Annotated in this window: 18 protein-coding genes; 16 read left to right on the forward strand and 2 right to left on the reverse strand. The window is 30.7% G+C overall.

Annotation, left to right across the window (positions count from 1 at the left end):
* Window positions 1–961: 961 nt before the first annotated feature.
* The 7 genes from HMPREF2663_RS10425 (at window position 962) to HMPREF2663_RS10455 (ending at window position 10,199) form a co-directional block, all read left to right on the forward strand.
* Window positions 962–2,689 carry an ABC transporter ATP-binding protein gene (locus HMPREF2663_RS10425; protein ID WP_002445837.1) on the forward strand — a complete coding sequence of 576 codons (1,728 nt, stop codon included), beginning with the start codon at window positions 962–964 and terminating at the stop codon, window positions 2,687–2,689.
* Window positions 2,690–2,974: 285 nt separating this feature from the next.
* Window positions 2,975–4,204: a NupC/NupG family nucleoside CNT transporter gene (locus HMPREF2663_RS10430; RefSeq protein ID WP_020361346.1), complete on the forward strand. Its 1,230-nt coding sequence runs from the start codon at window positions 2,975–2,977 to the stop codon at window positions 4,202–4,204.
* Between the two features lie 537 nt (window positions 4,205–4,741).
* A complete protein-coding gene (locus HMPREF2663_RS10435; RefSeq protein ID WP_002475340.1) occupies window positions 4,742–5,575 on the forward strand; it encodes a YitT family protein in 834 nt (277 codons plus the stop codon).
* Window positions 5,576–5,933: 358 nt separating this feature from the next.
* Window positions 5,934–6,731 carry an ABC transporter ATP-binding protein gene (locus HMPREF2663_RS10440; RefSeq protein ID WP_002445840.1) on the forward strand — a complete coding sequence of 266 codons (798 nt, stop codon included), beginning with the start codon at window positions 5,934–5,936 and terminating at the stop codon, window positions 6,729–6,731.
* Window positions 6,732–7,080: 349 nt separating this feature from the next.
* Window positions 7,081–7,581, forward strand: a complete 501-nt coding sequence (locus HMPREF2663_RS10445; protein WP_002490528.1) for a hypothetical protein — start codon at window positions 7,081–7,083, stop codon at window positions 7,579–7,581.
* 223 nt (window positions 7,582–7,804) lie between these two features.
* Window positions 7,805–8,872 carry a YkvI family membrane protein gene (locus tag HMPREF2663_RS10450; protein ID WP_002474354.1) on the forward strand — a complete coding sequence of 356 codons (1,068 nt, stop codon included), beginning with the start codon at window positions 7,805–7,807 and terminating at the stop codon, window positions 8,870–8,872.
* 277 nt (window positions 8,873–9,149) lie between these two features.
* Window positions 9,150–10,199, forward strand: a complete 1,050-nt coding sequence (locus HMPREF2663_RS10455) for an alpha/beta hydrolase (protein WP_002499293.1) — start codon at window positions 9,150–9,152, stop codon at window positions 10,197–10,199.
* Window positions 10,200–10,743: 544 nt separating this feature from the next.
* Here the strand turns inward: HMPREF2663_RS10455 and HMPREF2663_RS10460 are convergent.
* Entirely contained in the window at window positions 10,744–11,250 is a 507-nt protein-coding gene (locus HMPREF2663_RS10460; protein ID WP_001832115.1) for a GNAT family N-acetyltransferase, read from the reverse strand.
* Between the two features lie 108 nt (window positions 11,251–11,358).
* Between HMPREF2663_RS10460 and graX the strand changes: the two genes are divergently transcribed.
* The 7 genes from graX (at window position 11,359) to HMPREF2663_RS10495 (ending at window position 18,958) form a co-directional block, all read left to right on the forward strand.
* Entirely contained in the window at window positions 11,359–12,282 is a 924-nt protein-coding gene (gene graX, locus HMPREF2663_RS10465; protein WP_002490540.1) for an auxiliary protein GraX/ApsX, read from the forward strand.
* 18 nt (window positions 12,283–12,300) lie between these two features.
* Window positions 12,301–12,975, forward strand: coding sequence for a response regulator transcription factor GraR/ApsR (graR, locus tag HMPREF2663_RS10470; RefSeq protein WP_002490533.1), 675 nt, complete (start codon window positions 12,301–12,303; stop codon window positions 12,973–12,975).
* Window positions 12,968–14,008, forward strand: a complete 1,041-nt coding sequence (graS, locus tag HMPREF2663_RS10475) for a histidine kinase GraS/ApsS (protein ID WP_002445846.1) — start codon at window positions 12,968–12,970, stop codon at window positions 14,006–14,008. Before graR ends, graS begins: the two co-directional genes overlap by 8 nt.
* Before the next feature lie 144 nt (window positions 14,009–14,152).
* The gene (gene vraF / locus HMPREF2663_RS10480; protein WP_001833013.1) at window positions 14,153–14,914 is read left to right on the forward strand and encodes an ABC transporter ATP-binding protein VraF; all 762 of its coding nucleotides are present in this window, start codon (window positions 14,153–14,155) and stop codon (window positions 14,912–14,914) included.
* On the forward strand, window positions 14,904–16,793 hold the full coding sequence (vraG, locus tag HMPREF2663_RS10485; protein ID WP_002475910.1) for an ABC transporter permease VraG: 1,890 nt from the start codon (window positions 14,904–14,906) through the stop codon (window positions 16,791–16,793). Before vraF ends, vraG begins: the two co-directional genes overlap by 11 nt.
* A 522-nt stretch (window positions 16,794–17,315) precedes the next feature.
* Window positions 17,316–17,933, forward strand: a complete 618-nt coding sequence (locus HMPREF2663_RS10490) for a DUF47 domain-containing protein (RefSeq protein ID WP_002457534.1) — start codon at window positions 17,316–17,318, stop codon at window positions 17,931–17,933.
* A 14-nt stretch (window positions 17,934–17,947) separates the two neighbouring features.
* On the forward strand, window positions 17,948–18,958 hold the full coding sequence (locus HMPREF2663_RS10495) for an inorganic phosphate transporter (protein ID WP_002475912.1): 1,011 nt from the start codon (window positions 17,948–17,950) through the stop codon (window positions 18,956–18,958).
* A gap of 166 nt (window positions 18,959–19,124) precedes the next feature.
* Here the strand turns inward: HMPREF2663_RS10495 and HMPREF2663_RS10500 are convergent, their stop codons facing one another.
* Window positions 19,125–19,925, reverse strand: a complete 801-nt coding sequence (locus HMPREF2663_RS10500) for a LysM peptidoglycan-binding domain-containing protein (protein ID WP_002475913.1) — start codon at window positions 19,923–19,925, stop codon at window positions 19,125–19,127.
* A gap of 410 nt (window positions 19,926–20,335) precedes the next feature.
* Here HMPREF2663_RS10500 and HMPREF2663_RS10505 point away from each other — a divergent pair, with 410 nt between their 5' ends.
* Together HMPREF2663_RS10505 and HMPREF2663_RS10510 are read left to right on the forward strand one after the other, a co-directional pair.
* Window positions 20,336–20,995 (forward strand): Bax inhibitor-1/YccA family protein, encoded by a 660-nt coding sequence (locus HMPREF2663_RS10505; RefSeq protein WP_002457532.1) that lies wholly within the window; start codon window positions 20,336–20,338, stop codon window positions 20,993–20,995.
* Window positions 20,996–21,259: 264 nt separating this feature from the next.
* Window positions 21,260–23,434 (forward strand): helix-turn-helix transcriptional regulator, encoded by a 2,175-nt coding sequence (locus HMPREF2663_RS10510; RefSeq protein WP_070846383.1) that lies wholly within the window; start codon window positions 21,260–21,262, stop codon window positions 23,432–23,434.
* The last annotated feature ends 109 nt before the right edge of the window (window positions 23,435–23,543 follow it).

A 23,543-nucleotide genomic window follows, 5' to 3' on the forward strand; every position in this document is an offset into this window, starting at 1 on the left:
AATCTCGAAAAGAGAGATAAGAAAGAATTGTTCTTTAAATTAATGTGAACTAGAGTTGGAAAAGGTTGATATAAACTTATTTTTATCTAGTCATCGATTGCTAATATGTAAATGAAACCTGAGATAATGATAGATGTCTCAGGTTTTATATTTAAAATCAAACATTCTGTAATTCGAGATGCTTATATATTATTTAATAAAGTTGAAGACATAAATCTAAATCTATGAGAACAGTAGTAAGATATTATTTAATGAGAAAATATCTTGCTACTTTTTTCTATATTGATAATATATCAACCTCATCTTTCTCGAATGTGTGTGGATGTAAGTGCATTGCATTTGTTAGATGCTGCTATGCAAAATTTTTATGGCAAAGATTATGTTTTAAGGTGTGGTTTGACAGCTATTATATAATGAATAGAAATTCTTTTAGAATACATCAAACGACAGTTAATTTTGTATCAATAAAGTCATAAAACATATACATGATAGTGAGTTTGATAAATTGAATCCTCATATTGGTATCACGTATTATCATTTTTAAATATTGTTAAATTTCATCACATATATTTTAATATTTTTAGATCTTATGTGTAGCTGATTCGGATAAAATCGATTATTCGTAGAAATATTGAACCATAGTAAATATTTCGTTAGTACTTTTCAACACAGAACGGTGACAGAAAATAAAAATAAGATGACGTGCAATTTTTTGTACTATTAAATAATCTTTTGCGTGTGTTCTGATAAAAAATGTTATAATATCAACTACGAAGAACATAGTTACGTACATGAGAAGTTGAATGTTAAAATTACATAGTTTGCAACATTTTGGGTATCATATAAATTTGCTTAAAAGACTGATAAATAAGCAATCGTTATATATCTTGTGATTTGGGATGAAATGAACTTTTACAAGATTAAGCAAGATCAAATATGAATATAAAGACGAGGTATAACTATGAAAGAACAAAACCCTTTGTTTTTCTTATTTAAAAAACTCTCATGGCCATATGGGTTAATCATTGCAGCGGTTATCATTACTTCGTTGGGAAGTTTAAGTGGTTTATTAGTACCATTATTCACTGGACGTTTAGTTGATAAATTTTCCGTCAGTAGCATTAATTGGGGAATGATAGCTATATTTGGCTCGATTTTCTTAGTTAATGCATTACTTAGCGGTATAGGCCTATATTTGTTAAGTAAAATTGGTGAAAAGATTATTTATGCGATTCGTTCATTATTGTGGGAACATATTATTCAATTAAAAATGCCGTTCTTTGATAAAAATGAAAGTGGCCAATTAATGAGTCGTCTAACAGATGATACAAAAGTGATTAATGAATTTATTTCACAAAAGCTACCTAATTTATTGCCTTCTGTTTTAACTTTAATAGGTTCATTAGTCATGCTATTTATCATGGATTGGAAATTAACTTTATTAACATTTATTACTATTCCTGTATTTATTTTAATCATCGTTCCTCTCGGACGTGTGATGCAAAAAATATCTACCAATACGCAATCTGAAATTGCGAACTTCAGTGGATTATTAGGTAGAGTGCTTACCGAAATGCGTTTAGTTAAAGTATCTAATACTGAGCGTTTAGAGTTAGATAATGCGCATACAAATCTTAAAAAAATATATAGATTAGGATTAAAACAGGCTAAAATATCAGCAGTCGTGCAGCCCATTTCTGGTGTTGTTATGCTATTAACTATTGCGATTATTTTAGGTTTCGGTGCATTAGAAATAGGTACTGGAGCAATTACTCCCGGAACTCTTATTGCTATGATATTTTATGTAATCCAGTTATCTATGCCACTGATTAACTTATCGACACTAGTTACGGATTATAAAAAAGCTGTGGGTGCGAGCAGTCGTATATATGAAATTATGCAAGAGCCTATTGAACCTACTGAAGCTTTGTCAGAATCTAAAGACGTTACGATCATCGACGGCGAATTAGTATTTGAGCACGTGGATTTTAAATATGACGTTAAAAAGATTTTGGAAGATGTGTCATTTAGTATTCCACAAGGTGAAGTGAGCGCGTTTGTAGGACCTTCTGGTTCAGGTAAAAGTACGATTTTTAATTTAATTGAGCGCATGTATGATATTGAACGTGGAGATATTAAATACGGTAATCAAAGTATTTTTGATATTCCACTTTCAAAGTGGCGTACAAAAATTGGTTATGTTATGCAATCTAATTCGATGATGAGTGGAACGATAAGAGATAATATTTTATATGGTATTAATAGAAAAGTTGATGATGAAGAGTTAATAGAGTATGCTAAGCTTGCTAATTGTCATGATTTTATTATGCAGTTTGACGAAGGTTACGACACGATGGTTGGTGAGCGTGGACTCAAATTATCAGGTGGTCAACGACAAAGAATAGATATCGCTAGAAGTTTTGTTAAAAATCCTGATATTTTGTTATTAGACGAGGCGACAGCGAACCTAGATAGCGAAAGTGAATTAAAAATTCAAGAAGCACTTGAAACCCTTATGGAAGGCAGAACTACTGTAGTTATTGCTCATCGACTTTCGACTATAAAAAAAGCTGGTCAAATTGTATTTATTGATAAAGGTGAAGTTACCGGTAAAGGAACACATCATGAATTGATGGCAAGTCATGATAAATACAGACATTTTGTTACATCTCAAAAATTATCAGATTAATATTAATCACGCCCTAATAAATGAGTGGAAGGGCGTGTTTTTTTATGTAAGTTTTGTAAAAATGTCATTTTAACCCTATTTTTCACGTGGTATAATAACTTTTGTAAGATTAAAAGAACTTTTGGGGTTTGTATAGAAACATAGTACGTAAAACAAACGCTTTCATTTTTTTGTTGTTCATCATTGTTCACCATTAACAAAATACATAGAATGACATATTGATAGTCTTACAGGATTGCATAATCAATGCATGAAAGTATAAAAATACATATAGGTAGGTGCCAAATGTTTTTATTAGTTAATATCATTGGGTTATTTATTTTCCTAGGTATAGGAGTTATTTTCTCTAGAAATAGGAAGAATATACAATGGAAATCTATTTTTATTTTGGTTATTTTAAATTTGTTTTTAGCTTGGTTCTTTATATATTTTCCATGGGGAAGAACAGGGGTTAAAGGAGCAGCTAACGGTATAGCATGGGTTATAGAATCCGCACATGAGGGTACTGGATTTGCATTTAAAAGCTTCACGTCTAATAAAATGATGGACATGGCAGTAAGCGCGCTCTTCCCTATTTTATTAGTTGTACCATTATTTGACATTCTTATGTACTTTAATATACTTCCAAAAATCATTGGCGGTATTGGTTGGGTACTTGCTAAAGTTACACGCCAACCTAAGTTTGAATCATTTTTTGGTGTTGAAATGATGTTCTTAGGTAATACTGAGGCTCTTGCTGTTTCTAGTGAACAGCTTAAACGCATGAATGAGATGCGGGTACTAACTATTGCAATGATGTCTATGAGTTCAGTTTCAGGAGCAATTGTGGGCGCTTATGTGCAAATGATACCTGGAGAACTTGTATTGACGGCAATTCCACTAAATATTATTAACGCAATTATAGTTTCTTGTATTTTGAATCCTGTATCAGTTGAAGAACAAGAAGATGTCGTGTATAGCATAAGAGATCACCAAACTGAAAGACAACCATTTTTCTCATTTCTTGGAGATTCAGTTTTAGCAGCTGGAAAGCTTGTATTAATTATCATTGCATTTGTCATTAGTTTTGTAGCTTTGGCTGACTTAATTGATAGATTGATTCATTTAATCACACATCTTATTGCAAATGGTATTGGTGTCAAAGGTAGCTTTGGTCTTGATCAAATCTTAGGCGTTTTCATGTATCCATTTGCTTTACTATTAGGTTTACCGTTTAATGAAGCGTGGGAAGTAGCACAACAAATGGCGAAGAAAATTGTAACAAACGAATTTGTTGTGATGGGTGAAATTTCTAATCAAGTCAATGCAATGACGCCTCATCATAGAGCAGTTATATCAACATTTTTAGTTTCTTTTGCAAACTTTTCAACTATTGGAATGATTATAGGTACATTGAAAGGTATTGTTGATAAGAAAACGTCTGATTTTGTTTCCAAATATGTACCGATGATGTTGTTAGCAGGAATTTTAGTATCCTTACTTACTGCTGCATTTGTTGGAATATTTGCTTGGTAATTTACTTTTTAGATTTTTAATTTATATAGGCACGCTACTCATTCTATTTTGTAATTAGATGAGTCGTGTGCTTTTTAATTTTGCAGAAAGCTGACGAATTGATTTACGAATTTCTAAAATGATAAAAACCAAGCATAAAAGTGAGGAGACACTTTTTATACTTGGCTTTTATGGGAAATGAATATTAATGTACTTGTAACGGTAAGGACTAGGTACTGTCACAGTACTTCGAGCAAAATTTGTTTTGTTACTATAAACAACACAAAGGAGATAACTTCTCTTTCAAGAAGTTAAAGTTATTATAGCAGACCTAGGCGTATAAGTAAATTAAAAATTCAGAATATTTAAACTTGTTCGAAAGCGGATGTGTTGAATTTCTATTTTAGTACGTTTAATATGACATATTTTTATAATTACGAATATTATGATATGTGAAGTTGTTTTTTTAAATCATATATTTATTTGAAATTTTATTGTAGTAAGTAGTTACCTTATGCTAACATTTTAATAATTAAACAAAGTTTTAGGGGTGATTGAGTGAATAAAACTATCAGAGATATCATTTTAGTTATTATAGGTTCATTTATTTTCTCTGCAGGTATCAATGCATTTGTTATTTCAGGGAATTTGGGTGAGGGTGGTGTCACTGGTATAGCCATCGTATTATATTATGCTTTTCATATTTCACCGGCAATAACCAATTTTGTTTTAAATGCTATTTTAATTATTGTGGGTTATAAATATTTGAGCAAACGTAGTACATATTTAACTATTTTTGCTACAGTACTCATTTCAATCTTTCTAAGTTTAACTGAAACATGGCATGTAGAAACTGGGAATGTTGTAATTAATGCTGTGTTTGGTGGGACTTGTGTTGGTTTAGGAATTGGTATTATCGTTCTAGCAGGGGGAACAACTGCTGGAACGGTTATTCTTGCGAGAATTGTTAATAAATATTTAGATATTAGTACGCCATACGCTTTGTTATTCTTTGACCTTATCGTTGTGCTTATTTCATTGACAGAAATTCCTTTGGCGAAGTGCTTAGTTACAGTTATGTCTTTATATATAGGTACAAAAGTGATGGAATTTGTTATAGAAGGATTAAATACTAAAAAAGCAATGACTATTATATCTAGTTGCCCGAATGAGGTAGCAAAAGCTATTGATCAGCAAGTTGGAAGAGGATTAACAATATTAAATGGACACGGTTATTACACTAGAGAAGAAAAAGATGTACTTTACGTCGTCATCTCTAAAACACAAGTTTCCCGTGCTAAACGAATTATCAAAAATATTGACGAAAATGCCTTTTTAGTTATTCATGACGTTCGTGATGTATATGGTAATGGTTTTTTGTTAGATGAGTAAAATTTCAATATGTTATAAAGTTAGAAAGTTGCTAAAATGTAAGACACTTTTTAAAGTGAAGCCTAAAATGGTTACTTAGTTAAAGCCATTTTGGGCTTTTTATTATTATACAGTTCCCTACTTATCTATTATGGCCAATACTACTCACTTAATTTACTGCTGCTCATTTACGAGTATGATATATAACCTAGTGAAAATAATTGTTAGTCATAATATAGAAGAGATGTTATAATAAAAACTGTGATAATGATTATCAATTACCAGTTTGTGACTGATAATGAGTGAATAACTTAATCAATAACAATGTTTTTACTATATATAAAGCAAGATTTTAGAGAATGAAAGTAGGGGAATTATTATGAGTCGTTTAAGTGGTGAACAAGTGAAAATTGGCTATGGTGATTCTACGATTATTAATAATTTGGATGTCGCAATTCCTGATGGAAAGGTTACTTCTATTATTGGACCTAACGGGTGTGGGAAATCAACTTTATTGAAAGCGTTATCTAGACTGTTGTCAATTAAAGAAGGTAGAATTAATTTGGATGGTAAGAGTATTCATGCCACATCTACGAAAGAAATAGCTAAAAAAATAGCGATTTTACCACAATCACCAGAGGTCCCAGATGGACTTACTGTGGGAGAACTTGTTTCTTACGGACGTTTTCCACATCAAAAAGGATTTGGTCGTTTAACTGCAGAAGATAAAAAAGAAATTGACTGGGCACTGTCAGTTACAGGTACAAGTGAATTTCGTCATCGTACTATAAATGATTTAAGTGGTGGACAAAGACAACGCGTGTGGATTGCAATGGCACTAGCTCAACGTACTGATATTATTTTCTTAGATGAACCTACAACTTATTTAGATATTTGTCATCAATTAGAAATATTAAATTTAGTCAAAAAGCTCAACGAAGAAGAAGGTTGCACTATTGTCATGGTTTTACATGACATTAATCAAGCAATACGCTTCTCAGATCATCTCATTACGATGAAAGCTGGAGATATTGTTGCGACTGGTCAAACTGAGGAAGTGTTAACTAAGGACATTCTAGAAAAGGTATTTAATATTGATGGTGTTTTAGATATAGATCCGAGAACAGGGAAACCAATTTTAGTTACTTATGATTTATTCTGTCAGACCTATTCATGATTAAATGAATACAGTCTTATTGATAAAATATGATTATAATAAAAAATGCTCAAAATGATAATTGTTTTGAGCATTTTTTATATTAATAAGCCTATAGAGTATTTTAGTATCATAACCATAGTTTGAAAAAAATTTAACACGTGAACCACAATGATTTTTAAAGTTCACCATTTATACATTTATTATTGCTATTATAAGACGTATACATATAAAGAAAAAGTGTTTGAAAATATATTGTAATTTTACGGTCCAAAACGTTGAGAATCATTTTTTAAATGAAATTTAAAGGTAATTATGGTATTATAATAATAATTGTTATATAAAATCTGGACAATAGGAGGACATTGCCATGCAACATCTTATAAAAAAACATGTATTGAATGGCGAGTTTGAACTAGTTAGACAGTTAATGTCCGAAACAGATTTTATGGAATTTGAAGAAGCATACATCTCTAGTGCTCATGAAGTAGAGAGTATGATGTTTTATACATGTATTCTAGATATGATTAAGGTAGAAGAATCATCAGAATTACATGATTTAGCATTCCTTTTACTTGTTTATCCTTTAAGTGAATATGAGGGCGCACTAGATTCAGCATATTATCATGCAGATTCTTCCATAAAACTTACTGACGGAAATGAAGTGAAGAGTTTATTACAAATGTTATTACTTCATGCTATTCCTGAGCCAGTTATTTCGGATAAAAAGGCGTTTGATGTCGCTAAGCGTATTCTAAAACTCGATCCAAGTAATAATGTTGCACGAAATGTACTTAAAGATACAGCAAAACGTATGGATAATGTAGTTGTAGACATTAATGAATTGAATAATCACAGAGATGCACGCTAAAAAATGAGTTATAGTCGCTCAAGTTTATTGAAACTTTTGCGACTATTTTTTTATACATGATTACGATTGATTATGCATTTTGTTTATATTGATTTCCGAAAAATCGTTTCTTAAAATGATTAAAAATACATAATAGCTAAATTTATACATTTTTTAGGGTTGCAATAAAAAGTCAGTACGTTATAATGCTCACTGTGCAAACTCTAAGGAGGTAAATATTCACATGGGGCTGAATAAAGAAGCTATAAAAATTGGTTTTGCCTATGTCGGCATTGTTGTCGGCGCAGGATTTTCAACAGGACAAGAAGTGATGCAATTTTTCACACCATTTGGTTTATGGTCATATATTGGAGTGATTATCTCAGGATTTATACTTGGGTTCATAGGAAGACAAGTAGCTAAGATAGGTACTGCATTTGAAGCGAAAAATCACGAGTCCACATTGCAATATGTTTTTGGAAAAAAATTTAGTAAAGTTTTTGATTATATTCTTGTCTTTTTCTTATTTGGTATAGCTGTCACTATGATAGCCGGATCAGGTTCTACTTTTGAGCAAAGTTTTGGAATTCCTACTTGGTTAGGCGCATTAATCATGACAGTTTTGATTTACTTAACATTATTATTAGATTTTAATAAAATTGTAAGAGCTTTAGGAATAGTTACACCATTTTTAATCATAATGGTTATTCTTATTGCTGTGTTCTACCTATTTACAGGTAGTATTTCATTAGGGGAAGTAAACAGTGCTATGCCTGAAACGAGTGCTTGGAAAGGTATCTTTTGGGGATTAGTATACGGCGGATTAGCATTTGCTGTAGGATTTAGTACGATAGTAGCTATCGGCGGTGATGCTTCTAAGCGAAGAGTTTCAGGTGCAGGAGCAATGTTTGGTGGTGTGCTATACGCTATCTTACTTGCTTTAATTAACTTCTCACTTCAAACAGAATATTCAAAAATTAAAGATGTAGCAATACCTACGCTTAACCTAGCGAAAGGTATACATCCTTGGTTAGGTCTTGTACTCACAGTCATTATGTTAGCTGTGATGTACAACACAATTTTAGGTCTTTGTTATTCTTTTGCAGCGCGTTTCACAGAACCTTATAGTAAAAAATACCATATATTCATTGTTATCATGATGGTGATGGCATTTATTTTAAGTTTCGTAGGATTCGCTGATTTAATCAATGTTTTATACAAATTTATGGGTATTGTCGGATTATTTATTGTAGTAGCAGTGTTGATTAAATATTATAAACGTAAAAAAGATGATGAAGAGCATATCGCGTAGTCATTGCTTCACACTTTTATGATTAAAAAGTTTATTTTAATCGTGAAAAGGTTAAGGTTAAAAAATACATGCACAAGTAAATATGTTCATCCGAGTTGACTAAGTTAAAGATGCACGCTTATATAAAATATTTCTAAATTGAGTCAGCTTTGAGGGGTGGGACTTCGAATTCATCAAAATGGATTCTGTCCTACCCCTTTGTTTAATTATATCGATATTTGTTTTATTATATTAATAGCAAGACAAGAAGAGTAATTATTTGAAAGGGTTAGCCATGATGAAAAAAAAGCTAAAATGGATATGGATAACAACACTAATCATACTTGTTGTCTCACTTATATTGGCTTTTAATTTGAAGAGTCATTATAACCATGTTCATGATAAACAGAAGAGCAAGACAAATGTTCAAATTAATAACAAAAATGTAAAATTATATAGAGATATCTCATATGGTAAAGGTATGCCCAACAGCAAATTAGACATTATTACCCCAGCAGATATGAGCAATGATACGAAATTACCGGTAATTTTTTGGATGCATGGTGGAGGATTTATCGCTGGAGACAAACAATATAAAAATCAATTATTGTCAAGAATTGCAGAACAAGGATACATCATTGTCAACGTAAATTATGCGCTAGCTCCACAATATAAATATCCCACGCCGCTAGTACAACTCAATCAAGCTGTAAAGTTTGTAAAAGAGAATAAGCATGAGTTACCTATTGATTTTGATCAAGTTGTTATTGGGGGAGACTCTGCTGGTGCTCAGTTAACCAGTCAATATGTAGCTATGCAAACCAATGAAGACTTAAGAGATGAAATGCATTTTGAACAGCAGTTCAAGCCTTCACAAATAAAGGCTGCCGTATTTTTTGGTGGTTTTTATAATATGAAAACGGTTAGAGCAACCGAGTTTCCAAGAATACAATTATTTATGAAAAGTTATACCGGAACAAGTCATTGGGAAACAGATTTTAAAAACTTATCTCAAATGTCAACGCTCAATCAAGTGACTCATGAATACCCGCCGACATTTCTTTCGGTTGGTGATGCTGATCCATTTTACAGTCAAAATAAAGAATTTGCGCAAGGTTTGAAAGCAGAAAATATACCAGTAGATACATTATTCTATGATGGTTCGCACCACTTACATCATCAATATCAATTTCATCTAGATAAACCGGAATCAAAAGAAAATATCAAAAAAGTGCTGTTATTTTTAAGTCGAAACACATCATCTTCTGGAGTGGAGAGTAACGAGTCATCACAAAATCAGCCAACTCAAAATACTAATGAAGTATCCTTATACCCTTTTGATTCTTAAGTTTATTAATGCTTTGTGCATTAAGGTACGTCATTGCGAGAAGTACTGTATATGTTGGAAGAATACGATTGCATAATTAAATATCATAACTATATTAAAGAGATATCATTCATATTTAATGTACAATCACTATCAGCATCAAACAATCCTAAAGTTGTTATCTTTGTAATTTCTGTAAGAAATTCTACTCTGAATTATTGATAAAGTAAGCTTGATATAATTACATTTTTAATTCAGTCATCGACGCATAACATATTGAAATTCTCAAGACAATAATGTTCACCCCAAAAGCAAGACTAAATTTAGCTTTTGGGGTGCGTTTTTATGACTAAACAGTATAAATTTGATTTTAAAATTAAAGTAGTTTAAGAATAATTCAAAGATATACGAAGCGATGATGCAGTAGATTCATAATAAATAAAGAATAAATAATCTTAAACTTATAAGTAGTAAAGATAATTAAAATACGCCTCAATATGAAAGACGTATGATGATATTATTTAATATTTTAAATATGTGGTAAAATTTATAGTGACATACTTAGTTAATTTAATATTTTAGCCATTACATATTCGTTATAATATTTTTGGTTTATAAAAAGCTTATCTTTAAGTTCACCTTCGATTTGAAAGCCCATGCCTTTAAACAATTCTATTGCGTTAATGTTTTCTGTAACAACCGTAGCTTCAATACGTCGAATATGATGATTTAAAGCCCATGCTTCAATTCTATTGATAAGTGCTTGTCCAATACCTTGATGTTGGTAATATTCTCTAACTCCAAGGTACACGACAGCTTCGTGCTGTGTACGTTCATAGGTTTCAGTATTAACAAATACGTATCCAACAAGTTGCTCATCACTTTCAGCGACATATATCGCTTTGGTAGGTGAGGTGATGTATTTTTCTAAGTGTTGACTTGCGGAAGATATCGTTGGTGAATATTCACCTGGATTGTAGAATGTAAATTCTGATTCATCATATATTTGGCTTAATAGACTGATAAAGTTTTCAACGTCTTTAATACTAATTTCACGAATGAGATGTGTCATATCAACACTCCTGTTTTGTTAAATCAATTGTCTTCCTTATTATAATACACTTTACTTAATTACGCTTGATATAAAATTATCTAAAAGAAAGTTTAGGAGCTGATATTTATGAAGCCTAAAGTATTGTTAGCAGGTGGCACCGGCTATATTGGTAGATATTTAAGTCGAGTCATTGAACATGATGCTCAATTATATGCTTTATCTAAATATCCCAAACCTGATAAAGGATCTACGAACAAAATCACATGGTTAAAACGTGATATATATAATTACAAAGATGTAGTTGAAGCTATGGAAGGTATAGACATTGCGGTATATTATTTAGATCCAACTAAACATTCTGCTAAATTAACACATGCAACAGCACGAGATTTAAACTTTATAGCGGCAGATAATTTTGGTAGAGCTGCATCAATAAATAAGCTGAAAAAGATTTTGTATATTCCGGGGAGCCGTCATGATAATGAAGCCATTGAACGTTTAGGCGCTTATGGAGTACCAGTTGATTGTACGGATGTTGAAGTGAAACGTCCTCATATTAACGTAGAATTACAAACAGCTAAATATGATGATGTTCGAACAGCGATGAAGATGATTTTACCGAAGAAATGGACGCTCAATCAACTTGTAGATTATTTTAGTAGATGGTTAGATGAGACAAAAGGAACTTTTGTACATACTCAAAAACAAGGTCATCACTACATCATTTACAATAAGAACATTAAAAGCCCTTTAGCTATTTTCAAAATGATTAATACAACAGAAGATATAATTACATTACATCTTATTGGTGGTAAATTGATGAAACCAAAATTAAAGAAGCAAGCAAAATTAGAATTTAGACTTCTTAAAGGAACACGTTTAATTATGGTTCATTTATACGATTATATCCCTAGATTATTTTGGCCAATTTACTATTTCGTACAAGCACCGATTCAAGGACTTCTTATGAGAGGCTTTGAAATTGATTGTAGAATTAAGCATTATCAAGGGCGCATTCAATCAGGTGAGAAGATTAAATATACTAAATAATATATTAGGTGATTCGTTATGCAAATATTATTAGTCGAAGACGATAATACGCTTTTTCAAGAATTAAAAAAGGAATTAGAACAATGGGATTTTAATGTCGCTGGTGTCGAGGATTTTAGTCATGTGATGGAGACATTTGAGACATTTAATCCAGAAATTGTTATTTTAGATGTTCAATTACCGAAATACGATGGGTTTTATTGGTGTCGAAAAATGAGACAACAGTCGAACGTTCCTATTTTGTTTTTATCATCAAGAGATAATCCAATGGATCAAGTGATGAGTATGGAACTTGGGGCAGACGATTATATGCAAAAACCATTTTATACAAACGTCTTAATTGCTAAGTTACAAGCTATATATAGACGTGTTTATGAATTCGGAGTTGAAGAAAAGCGGACATTAAGTTGGCAAGACGCTACTGTGGATTTATCAAAAGATAGTATTCAAAAAAATGATAAAACTATCTTTTTGTCTAAAACAGAGATGATTATTTTAGAGATGTTAATCAATAAACGCAATCAAATCGTGACGCGAGACACTCTCATTACTGCTTTGTGGGATGATGAAGCTTTTGTTAGTGATAATACTTTAACAGTTAATGTTAATAGATTAAGAAAAAAATTATCAGAAATTGACATGGATAGCGCAATAGAAACCAAAGTTGGTAAAGGATACTTAGCTCATGAATAATTTTCGATGGTTTTGGTTTTTTATAAAATCTCGTAGTAACTGGATCTTGTGGATATTATTTCTCAACATTATTTTATTAGGTGTTGCCTACATAGATTATGAGATTTCAGTTGAGAGTGTTTTTTATATAGTGATATTAAACATAGGCTCGAGTATACTTTTCTTATTATTTACGTTTGTTAAAGAAGTCCGTCTATCTAAACATTTTTATGAAGATAAAGAAATTGAAGAAATTAAGCATAAAGATTTGGCAGAAACCCCATTCCAACAACAAGTCATAGATTATCTATATCGTCATATAACCGCTCAAAAAGAGAAAGTAGTCGAACAACAATTACAAATTAAAAATCATGAACAAACAATTACAGAGTTTGTTCATGATATAAAAACACCTGTTACGGCTATGAAATTATTGATAGATCAAGAAAGTGATGATCAGCGTAAGCGAGCGTTATTATTTGAATGGTCTCGTATTAATGAAATGTTAGATAAGCAATTATATTTAACAAGGCTTGAATCACAGCATCGTGATATGTATTTTGATTATATTTCATTAAAAAGAATGGTTATAGATGAAATACAAGTTACTCGACATATCAGTCAGGCAAAAGGGATAGGTTTTGAATTAGACTTTAAAGACGAACAAAAGGTTTATACAGATGTTAAATGGTGCCGTATGATGATTAGACAAGTTCTGTCTAACTCTTTAAAATATAGTGATAATTCTACAATAAATTTGAGCGGTTATACCATAGAAGGACATGTCGTTTTAAAAATTAAAGACTACGGTCGTGGAATTAGTCAGAGAGATTTACCACGTATATTTGATAGAGGATTTACTTCTACAACAGACCGCAACGACACAGCGTCTTCTGGTATGGGATTATACCTTGTACAAAGCGTGAAAGAACAACTTGGGATTGAAGTTAAAGTTGATTCAATAGTGGGGAAAGGAACAACGTTTTATTTCATTTTCCCACAACAAAATGAAATCATTGAGCGCATGTCTAAGGTGACAAGATTGTCATTTTAAACGTGCGTTTTGTTACTTACTATTATCACAAGTGTAATTAATAATCGATATAATAAATGATGTAAATTAAAGAAGATATGATAGTCTACATTAAGTTTGTCTTCGTAAAAGATAATTTGATTGAAGTATGACAGGAGTGATTATTTGTCGATATTAGAGGTAAGGCAGTTGTCAAAAGTTTATGGTGATAAGCAAGCTTTCCAAGAAGTTTTGAAAGAAATTAATTTAGATGTTGATGAAGGTGAGTTTATATCAATCATGGGACCTTCTGGTTCAGGAAAGACAACTTTATTAAATGTACTCAGTTCGATTGATTATATGACTAAAGGATCTATTACAATCAATGGGAAACAACTTGAGAAGTTATCTAATAAGCAATTATCTGATATTAGAAAAAAAGATATTGGATTTATTTTTCAAGATTATAATATTTTAAATACCTTAACAGTTAAAGAAAATATCATGCTTCCACTATCAGTTCAAAAGTTAGATAAACAAATCATGCATGAACGTTATCAACGTATAGTAGAGGCTTTGAATATTAGTGATATTAGTGATAAATATCCATCAGAGTTATCAGGTGGACAGCGTCAACGTACCTCAGCCGCAAGGGCATTTATTAATTTACCTTCAATTATATTTGCTGATGAGCCTACAGGTGCTTTAGATTCTAAAAGTACACTAGATTTACTTAAGCGTCTTAAATATATGAATGAGGAATTTAACACAACTATACTTATGGTGACACATGATCCAGTAGCGGCTAGTTTTTCAAACCGTGTTGTGATGTTAAAGGATGGACAAATCTTTACTGAGTTGTATCAAGGTGATGATGATAAACAAACGTTTTATAAAGAAATTATAAGAACGCAAAGTGTACTTGGTGGCATCAATTATGAACTTTAATGAAATTATCTTCAAAAACTTTAAACAAAATGTGACGCACTATGCTATTTATTTATTATCTCTTGTTATCAGCGTTGTATTATATTTTAGTTTTGTAACTTTAAAATATGCACACCATTTACACGGTAATCAATCGTTCCCTGTCATCAAAGAAGGCTCACAAGTAGGAAGTTATTTTTTATTTATCATTATTGTGGTCTTTTTGCTTTATGCTAATTTTTTATTTTTGAAAAGACGAGGGCGTGAACTATCGTTATTACAAATCATTGGTCTAACAAAGAAAGATATCATGAAAATGATTATGTTGGAGCAATTGATGACATTTATGATGACAACTATTATAGGTATCATATTGGGAATCTTTGGTTCGAAAATTTTACTCATGATTGTATTGCGATTATTAGGAATCAACGTGAGTGTTTCTATTATCTTTAATTATCATGCCATTTTAGAAACATTATTATTAATAGCTGTGTCATACGTACTTATAGTCTTTCAAAGCTATGTATATTTGCTTAAACGTTCTATTAAAGAGTTAGCATCTGATGTAAACAAAAAAGAGTTCAGTCATACGCGCACAACACTTGGTGAAGTTGTATTAGGTGTGCTAGGGATTATTATGATAGTTAGTGGTTATATAATGTCGACTAAATTAGTAGATAACGTAGAAACAATTATTCAACCGTTTGCTATTTTATTTTTAACTGTTATAGGATCATATTTTTTCTTTAGAAGTACAGTTTCATTGATATTTAAAGCGATACAGCGGTTGAGAAATGGAACGGTAAGTGTCACAGATGTTATGTTCACATCACCTATTATATATCGTGTAAAGAAGAATGCATTTTCTTTAACTATAATGACTGTTGTGTCAGCAATAACCGTTTCTGTTTTATGTTTTGCGGCGTTAAGTCGTAGTACGTTAACAAATGAAGTGTTACTGAGTTCACCACATGATGTTACGTTAAAGAATCAGAAACAAGCAAATGAACTTGCTTTTAAATTAAATAATCGTAATATTGAACATTACTATAATTATAAAGAGGTCGTATATGCAAAAGTTTATAAAGATCATCTTTTTAGCGAAGGCGTATATAGACCGAAAGAAATCACAGTAACGAGTGATAAATATATTCCAAATGTAAGTACGAAAAAAGGGCAGACAGATATTATTATACCTAGAGGATCTCTCAAAGATGTTGTTAAAACAGACAAAAAAGGGACGGCTTATGTAGGAAGTAAGAAGTTTCGTTTAAAAGTAAGTTTGAGAAAAGGGATAAATAAAGTCTATTTTATGTCTGATGTCGATCGTGGTAGACCGACACTTATTTTAAATGATGAAGATTATCAAAAAATTAGAGAACATATAAAAGAAAAGAATATTGTTTCCCAATATGGTTTTGATCTTAAAAATAAAAATGATTTACCAGAATTAGAAAAATTAGTTAGTAGTATCAATGAAGATATAGAAACAAGAAGTGAAGCGGCAAGTGAAATTTCTAGTTTAACTGGTATTTTATTATTCGTGACATCGTTTTTAGGAATTACATTTTTAATCGCAGCAGGATGTATAATTTACATTAAACAGATTGATGAAACGGAAGACGAACTTGAGAATTACACGATTCTTCGTAAGCTAGGATTTACGCATCAAGATATGTCTAAAGGTTTGAAACTTAAGGTAATATTTAATTTTGGTTTACCTTTAATTATTGCATTACTGCATGCATATTTTGCTTCACTTGCTTATATGCATTTAATGAATGTGACAAATCAAATACCTATTTTTATAGTTATGGCGGTTTATACAGCAACTTATGCAGTATTTGCTATTATAGCTTATAATCATTCTAAAAGAACAATTAAACATTCGATATAAATTTATACTTATTGAATTTGTGTTATTTAATTTATAGACTTTAATATATTTTCAAAACTCCAACGAACAATACGAAGCGACACTTTAATCATTGAAAATAACAAGTGATTAAAGTGTCGCTTTATTAAATTGAATAAAAATTACAATTAATATTTGAAATTGATTTAATAAATCGTTATTTTAAAGTTGTAGTGGATAAAAGTGTTTCCATAATTTTATCGCCCATCATTTTTTAATAAGCCATGAGACGCTTATGTAAAAATTTAATATCTAGTTTGTTAAGAATTTGTAAATAGAATTGTGGTTATGTAAATTTTGTGATATTTTCAAGTAGGGACAAAACTGGATGTTGGCGAACATCAATAAATGATAACTATATATTAAATTTACACAATTTTTACAATATGAGAATTGCTAGTTACTTTTTATAATAATTGTAAATCAGTTCCTCAACCACTTGTCTTACGCAAATAAAATTTAATAATGTGATTGATGACAATCGCTCAAAATGGAGGATTTTTAATGTTTAGTAAGAAAAAGGATAAGTTCATGGTTCAATTAGAAGAAATGGTATTCAATCTAGACCGTGCAGCTATTGAATTCGGCAAAATGGATTTCAATACACACTTAGATTTGAAAGCTTATTCTGATAATATTAAAACGTATGAGTCACATGGTGACGAACTTATGCATCAAGTTATTTCTGATCTCAACCAAACATTCATTACACCAATTGAACGTGAAGATATCTTATCTTTATGCAATGCAATAGATGATGTTTTAGATGCTATGGAAGAGACATCAGCAATGTTTGAAATGTATTCAATTGAATATACGGATGAGTACATGGCTGAATTTGTAGAAAACATACAAAAAGCAGTTGCCGAAATGAAGCTAGCTGTAGGATTACTTGTAGACAAAAAGTTATCTCACATGCGCATTCATTCTATTAATATTAAAGAATTTGAGACAAATTGCGACGGTATCTTAAGACAGTCGATGAAACACATCTTCAACAGTGAAACAGATCCAATCACATTAATTAAAATAAAAGATATTTATCAAAGCATGGAAGAAATAGCAGATAAGTGTCAAGCTGTTGCTAATAATTTTGAAACTATAATCATGAAAAATAGCTAAGGGAGTCTTTATTTATGTCATATATTTTAATTGTCACGATAGCTATAGTTATATTTTCATTAATATTTGACTTTATCAATGGTTTCCATGATACAGCTAATGCTGTAGCTACTGCGGTTTCCACTCGAGCATTAACACCAAGAAGAGCTATTTTATTAGCAGCAGTCATGAACTTTATTGGGGCATTGACCTTCACAGGTGTTGCTGGAACTATTACAAAAGATATCGTTGATCCATTCAAGTTACAACATGGTTTAGTTGTTGTGTTAGCAGCTATTATTGCTGCCATTATTTGGAACTTAATCACTTGGTTGTATGGAATACCAAGTTCATCTTCTCACGCACTAATAGGATCTATAGCAGGTGCAGCCATTGCATCGCAAGGTTCATTTGCAGTATTACACTATCAAGGTTTTACAAAGATTATTATCGTATTAATCATTTCACCAATCATAGCTTTTTGTGTAGGTTATATGATGTATACGATTGTTAAAATCGTTTTTAAAAATTCAAATTTAACACGTACTAATCGTAATTTTAGGTTTTTCCAAATCTTTACTGCAGCATTACAATCATTCTCACATGGTACAAATGATGCTCAGAAATCTATGGGGATTATTACATTAGCTTTAATTGTAGGTAATTTACAAGATGGTAATAATGTTGAACCTCAAGTATGGGTTAAAGTTGCATGTGCAACAGCTATGGGATTAGGTACAGCGGTAGGTGGTTGGAAAATCATCAAAACTGTCGGCGGAAATATTATGAAAATTAGACCTGCTAACGGAGCAGCCGCTGATATTTCTTCAGCATTAACGATTTTCGTAGCGTCATCATTACATTTCCCATTATCTACTACACACGTTGTGTCTTCATCTATTCTAGGTGTAGGTGCTTCAAATCGTGCGAAAGGTGTTAAATGGAGCACTGCTCAACGTATGGTTGTAACATGGGTGATTACTTTACCTATCTCAGCTATTTTAGCAGCAATTATTTATTTTGTTATTCATCTGTTCTTAAAATAAAAAAGACTTGTATAATAGGTAAGTACATATAGCTAAAGGCCACACAAAGACTGACATTTTTAGTCAACTTTGTGTGGCCTTTTTATTTGAATTGCCTAAAATATAAAATAAAAAAACTACAAGGTATGCTCCTTTACCTTGTAGTAAAATCATTAATCATCAATGATTAGTGGATAAATGCATATGAAGATACTTCTGAAGCTGGGATAGTACGATAGTTCATATTGTATGGACCATTTGTATAATTCATTTCTGAAATTAAAATACTACCATCACCATTAATACGTTCCACGTATGCTACATGGCCATATGGTCCAGGTGTACTTTGCATAATTGCACCAACAGATGGTGTGTTATCAACTTGATAACCATCATTCGCTGCATTTGATGCCCAATATTTTGCATCAGACCAGTAAGTACTGATAGGTTTACCAGCTTGAGAACGTTTATCGAACACATACCATGTGCATTGACCTTCAGTGTATAAGTTTTGATGATTGAATGAAGGTGAAGTATAATTACCGCTAGTTTGAGTTGCTGTACCACCTGATCCTGAACCAGAACCACCATTAGGGATAGTTAATGTTTGGTTAGGCATAATTAAATAACCATTTAGATGATTTGCTTGCATTAATGCATCAACTGAAACACCATATTTATTAGCTATGATATTTAATGACTCACCTGCTACTACAGTATGTGAAGATGCTGAACTTGAAGAAGTGTTTGAACTAGTACTTTGTGAAGCACTTCCACCTACATTAATAACTTGTCCTGGGAATACCATATTGTTGCTAAGATTATTATTCTGCTTAATGCTTTCTACTGAAGTATTGTATTGTTGAGCAATAGTCCATAAAGATTCTCCAGATTGAACCTTATGTTGTGTAGAAGCTTCAGCATCATGATGTGATAGAACTGCTGCTGCGCCTGAAGCGGCTGTAATTGCAAAGGCTAACTTTTTCAAAGTAACTCCTCCTTAAATATAACAAAGATTTAATTGATTTAAGTTTAATGATTTAGATAATTGTCCCGACAAGTCTCCGTACATTAACTTTTTGTTTTTTTATTACGTACCCCATACTAACAAAAATATTTGACTTTGTGGGCTTTGTTATTATCTTGTAACATTGTTAAAATAATGTATTGTTCTGAACATTTATTAAAGAAAGTTGATATATCGCTATTTATAAGACATATTTCTTTACTTTTCTTAATATTTATTAGATAAATTGTAATAAAGTAAAGTTCATTGTAATGAGTTTTCTAAAACTTCTATATATTTAGAATTTATGAACTTAAATACTTTTGTAATTCTTTATAGTATTGTAAAATTTTTATTACCCAATTATTTAATATAGAAAAGGAGTTATTATAATGTCACAATCGACACACCAATCAACTGATCATAAAAGACAATCTCAAGATAAGAACCAAACACATGCCTATGCAAAAGTATGGTTATATTTTATGTATTATTGGATAATTTTTGGGATTGGTTGTTATTTTGGACAATATCTTCCCATGTCATGGAGAAAACCATTGTCTCTAGGATTGTTAATTCTGATATTAGCAACGTTATTTATTAAACGTGCGCGAAAATATGGTTTAGTGATCTCCCATATATACGCCATTATTGTAGGGTTGCTTTCGTATGCTCTTTTTACGACTTACTTACAAAATTTAGGAGCAGAAGTATTCTATAAAAATATTATTCTTGCTATTGGTGCATTTATAGCTTTTGGTATTGTGGGTTACTTTTTAATAAAAGACGCTTCGAGTATGGGAAAATATCTGTTTGTGACATTAATTGCGCTAATTATAGCTGGGATTATAGGGATATTTATTAATAATCCAATTTTTCATACTGTTATTACAATAGTGAGCTTATTATTGTTTCTCCTTTATACTTTATACGATTTTAATAGAATGAAAAGAGGTCAATTCTCACCAAGAGAAATGGGATTTAATTTGTTTATCAACTTATTAAATATCATCGAAGATATACTTAGTTTAGCAAATCGCTTTAAAAACTAAAGAGATCATGAAGGAATTAAAAGATGTGATCGTGTTTCTCTATCAGAGAGTTTCTGAGTTTTTCATTTAATGTTGAACTCTCAACACGACACATCTTTTTTGTATCTAATTAGAAAAGGTAAAGAACAAAAATAAAAAAATGATTAAATACATCATTTTTCTTTTTGATTTATTTTTTATGTTGTGTTAGATTGTTTTCTGATACTTGTGAAAATTTACATGAATTGGTATGGGCATAAAAGACTGAGGGAAAGAGGTAAAGATATGGCAAATTCTTGTTTGCATATACTTTCAAAAAAAGAATATACGGCAACACGATGTCAAGACGGCATTTTATTATTTTGGCCTATCGAAGGGAGTATGTACTTTCAACAATTTATGAAAGAAAGGATACTCACAGATGAGTTATATATTGTGAATAATATGGATGTGTTTAGTATCAGTGACAATGGCATCACACTAGAAGTATATATTTCTAGTGATTGGTTTACAGAGTTAGGCTATTCTTTTTTCAATTACCATTATACTTCGGATTTAATACAATCTAAGAACGAAATTAAAGAACTAGTTGCTCAACTTACGTTGAATTTTTTAGATGGTGATGTGGATAAAGAACAAGATATTATCAATAAAATTGTTCATATTCTTGCTAATGAAGCTATTATTGACAAAAAAATTGCTGAAGACCAATATATGTATGATTATTATGGTGAGTTAAAGGATGAATTGAATTATATATATAATCACATCGAAGAAAGACTTACCCTAAAAGATATTTCTAATAAGTTGTATGTTTCTAAGTCCAATCTTTCTACGCAGTTTCATTTGTTATTAGGTATGGGATTTAAAAAATATATAGATACACTTAAAATTAGTAAATCTATAGAGATGCTACTTACGACAACTAAAACGATAAGCCAAATTAGTGAAACGTTAGGATTTAGTAATGCATCTACATATTCCAGACAATTCAAAAATTATTTAAGTGTAACACCCAATGCATATCGTGCAATGAAAAAATATGATAAGTATAATGGATGTTCTGATGATGATGTTTCAGAACACTTAAAATCACGTGTCCAATCATTAATATGTTCTAAAATGCCAACGAATGAGTTAGATAATTATGATGAAATTGTTATTGACCAATATCCAACTTCTAATGTTTCAACGTTTTATTCTGTCGTTCAAATTAATTCAATTGACGAAATTAAAATGTTGTTTTTGCAAGGTATTCATAAAAAAATAGGGTATGAAGGTTCAAAAATTATTTTTTGTATTATGCCTAACTTATGCCAATATAAAAATACGTTCTCTCAAGAAGAGATGAATGATATCATTAAAATTATTATTGAATATCACTTGCACGTTGCATTTAGCATCGATAAAATCGAGCAAATATATGAACTCAATCAACTTTTTACATATCAATATGACAACTTAAAAAATATGAATAAACGTTTTGTTTCAGATTACAATGTGCAATTTATATTTAATTTGGACGAAAAAAGTATTCGAGAAATTTATCGTAATATATTGAAGATACAAAACATCAAATTGGAATATAAAATAGGTTTAGATATTAGTTGTATGTTTAATGACACTGCACAATTTAAATCATTAGCTTCACAAATAAAGCGTTTAAAATTTGACTATCTTTATATTGATAATGCTAGATTAAAGTCACCCTATTTACTTGATAATGAGGAAGGTTTATTACTCAAAAATATCCTGCAACTTAAGCATTTAATAGATGATTTAAAGCAGTTTGACTTTAGTAGTGAAAATTTAATTTTTCTAAATTTATACAATCATCAATTACTGAATAATAATGAAATTGATTTAAGTAATAGTGCACCATTACTATTTCAAGCAATTTCAAAACTAAAAAAACATTTTAAAGGCTACGGATTAAATGTATTTTCAAATCCTAAAGTCTTTAACGCTGTACATTTATTTGATGAGAATGGGTTTAAAACAACTTTTGGCCTGATTTTTAATCATTTGAGTTGGATGGTTAATCAAAATCAAATTCAAAAACGATTCTATAATATTATTGAAAATACTGATCAATATTATCTCTACTTATATGATTGGCGTGTGATTGAAAGTGAATCGAATGAGAGCGACTTTAAAGATGTTGATATATGGATTAATTTTGAAGATGAAGCGTTAATAGATGAATATATTTGTGTGATTGCTAAAGTTGATGATGAAGGTGGCAATATTAATCATATGATTTCTCAAAATTTACGTCATAAATATGTTTGGTCTACACCGTTCTTGATGAGAGTTGAGGAGAACTTTAGACCATACATGAACATTATGGAACATGACTTCAAAAAGGGCCCGTTGAAAATCAGAATGAAATATAATGCAGTATATTTAGTTGAAATATATAAAAAAGGTAAAATAAATAAAAGGCGTAGCACAACTTAAATTGTGTTTATTCGTAATTTTGACAATTGTTTAAAAACAAATGTCAAAGATAATTATCCAAATATTTAAGATAATGATATATGCATTGTCACTTATATTTGGAGGTGCA

Source organism: Staphylococcus sp. HMSC077D08 (genome assembly GCF_001837945.1).
In the GTDB taxonomy this organism is placed as follows: domain Bacteria; phylum Bacillota; class Bacilli; order Staphylococcales; family Staphylococcaceae; genus Staphylococcus; species Staphylococcus epidermidis.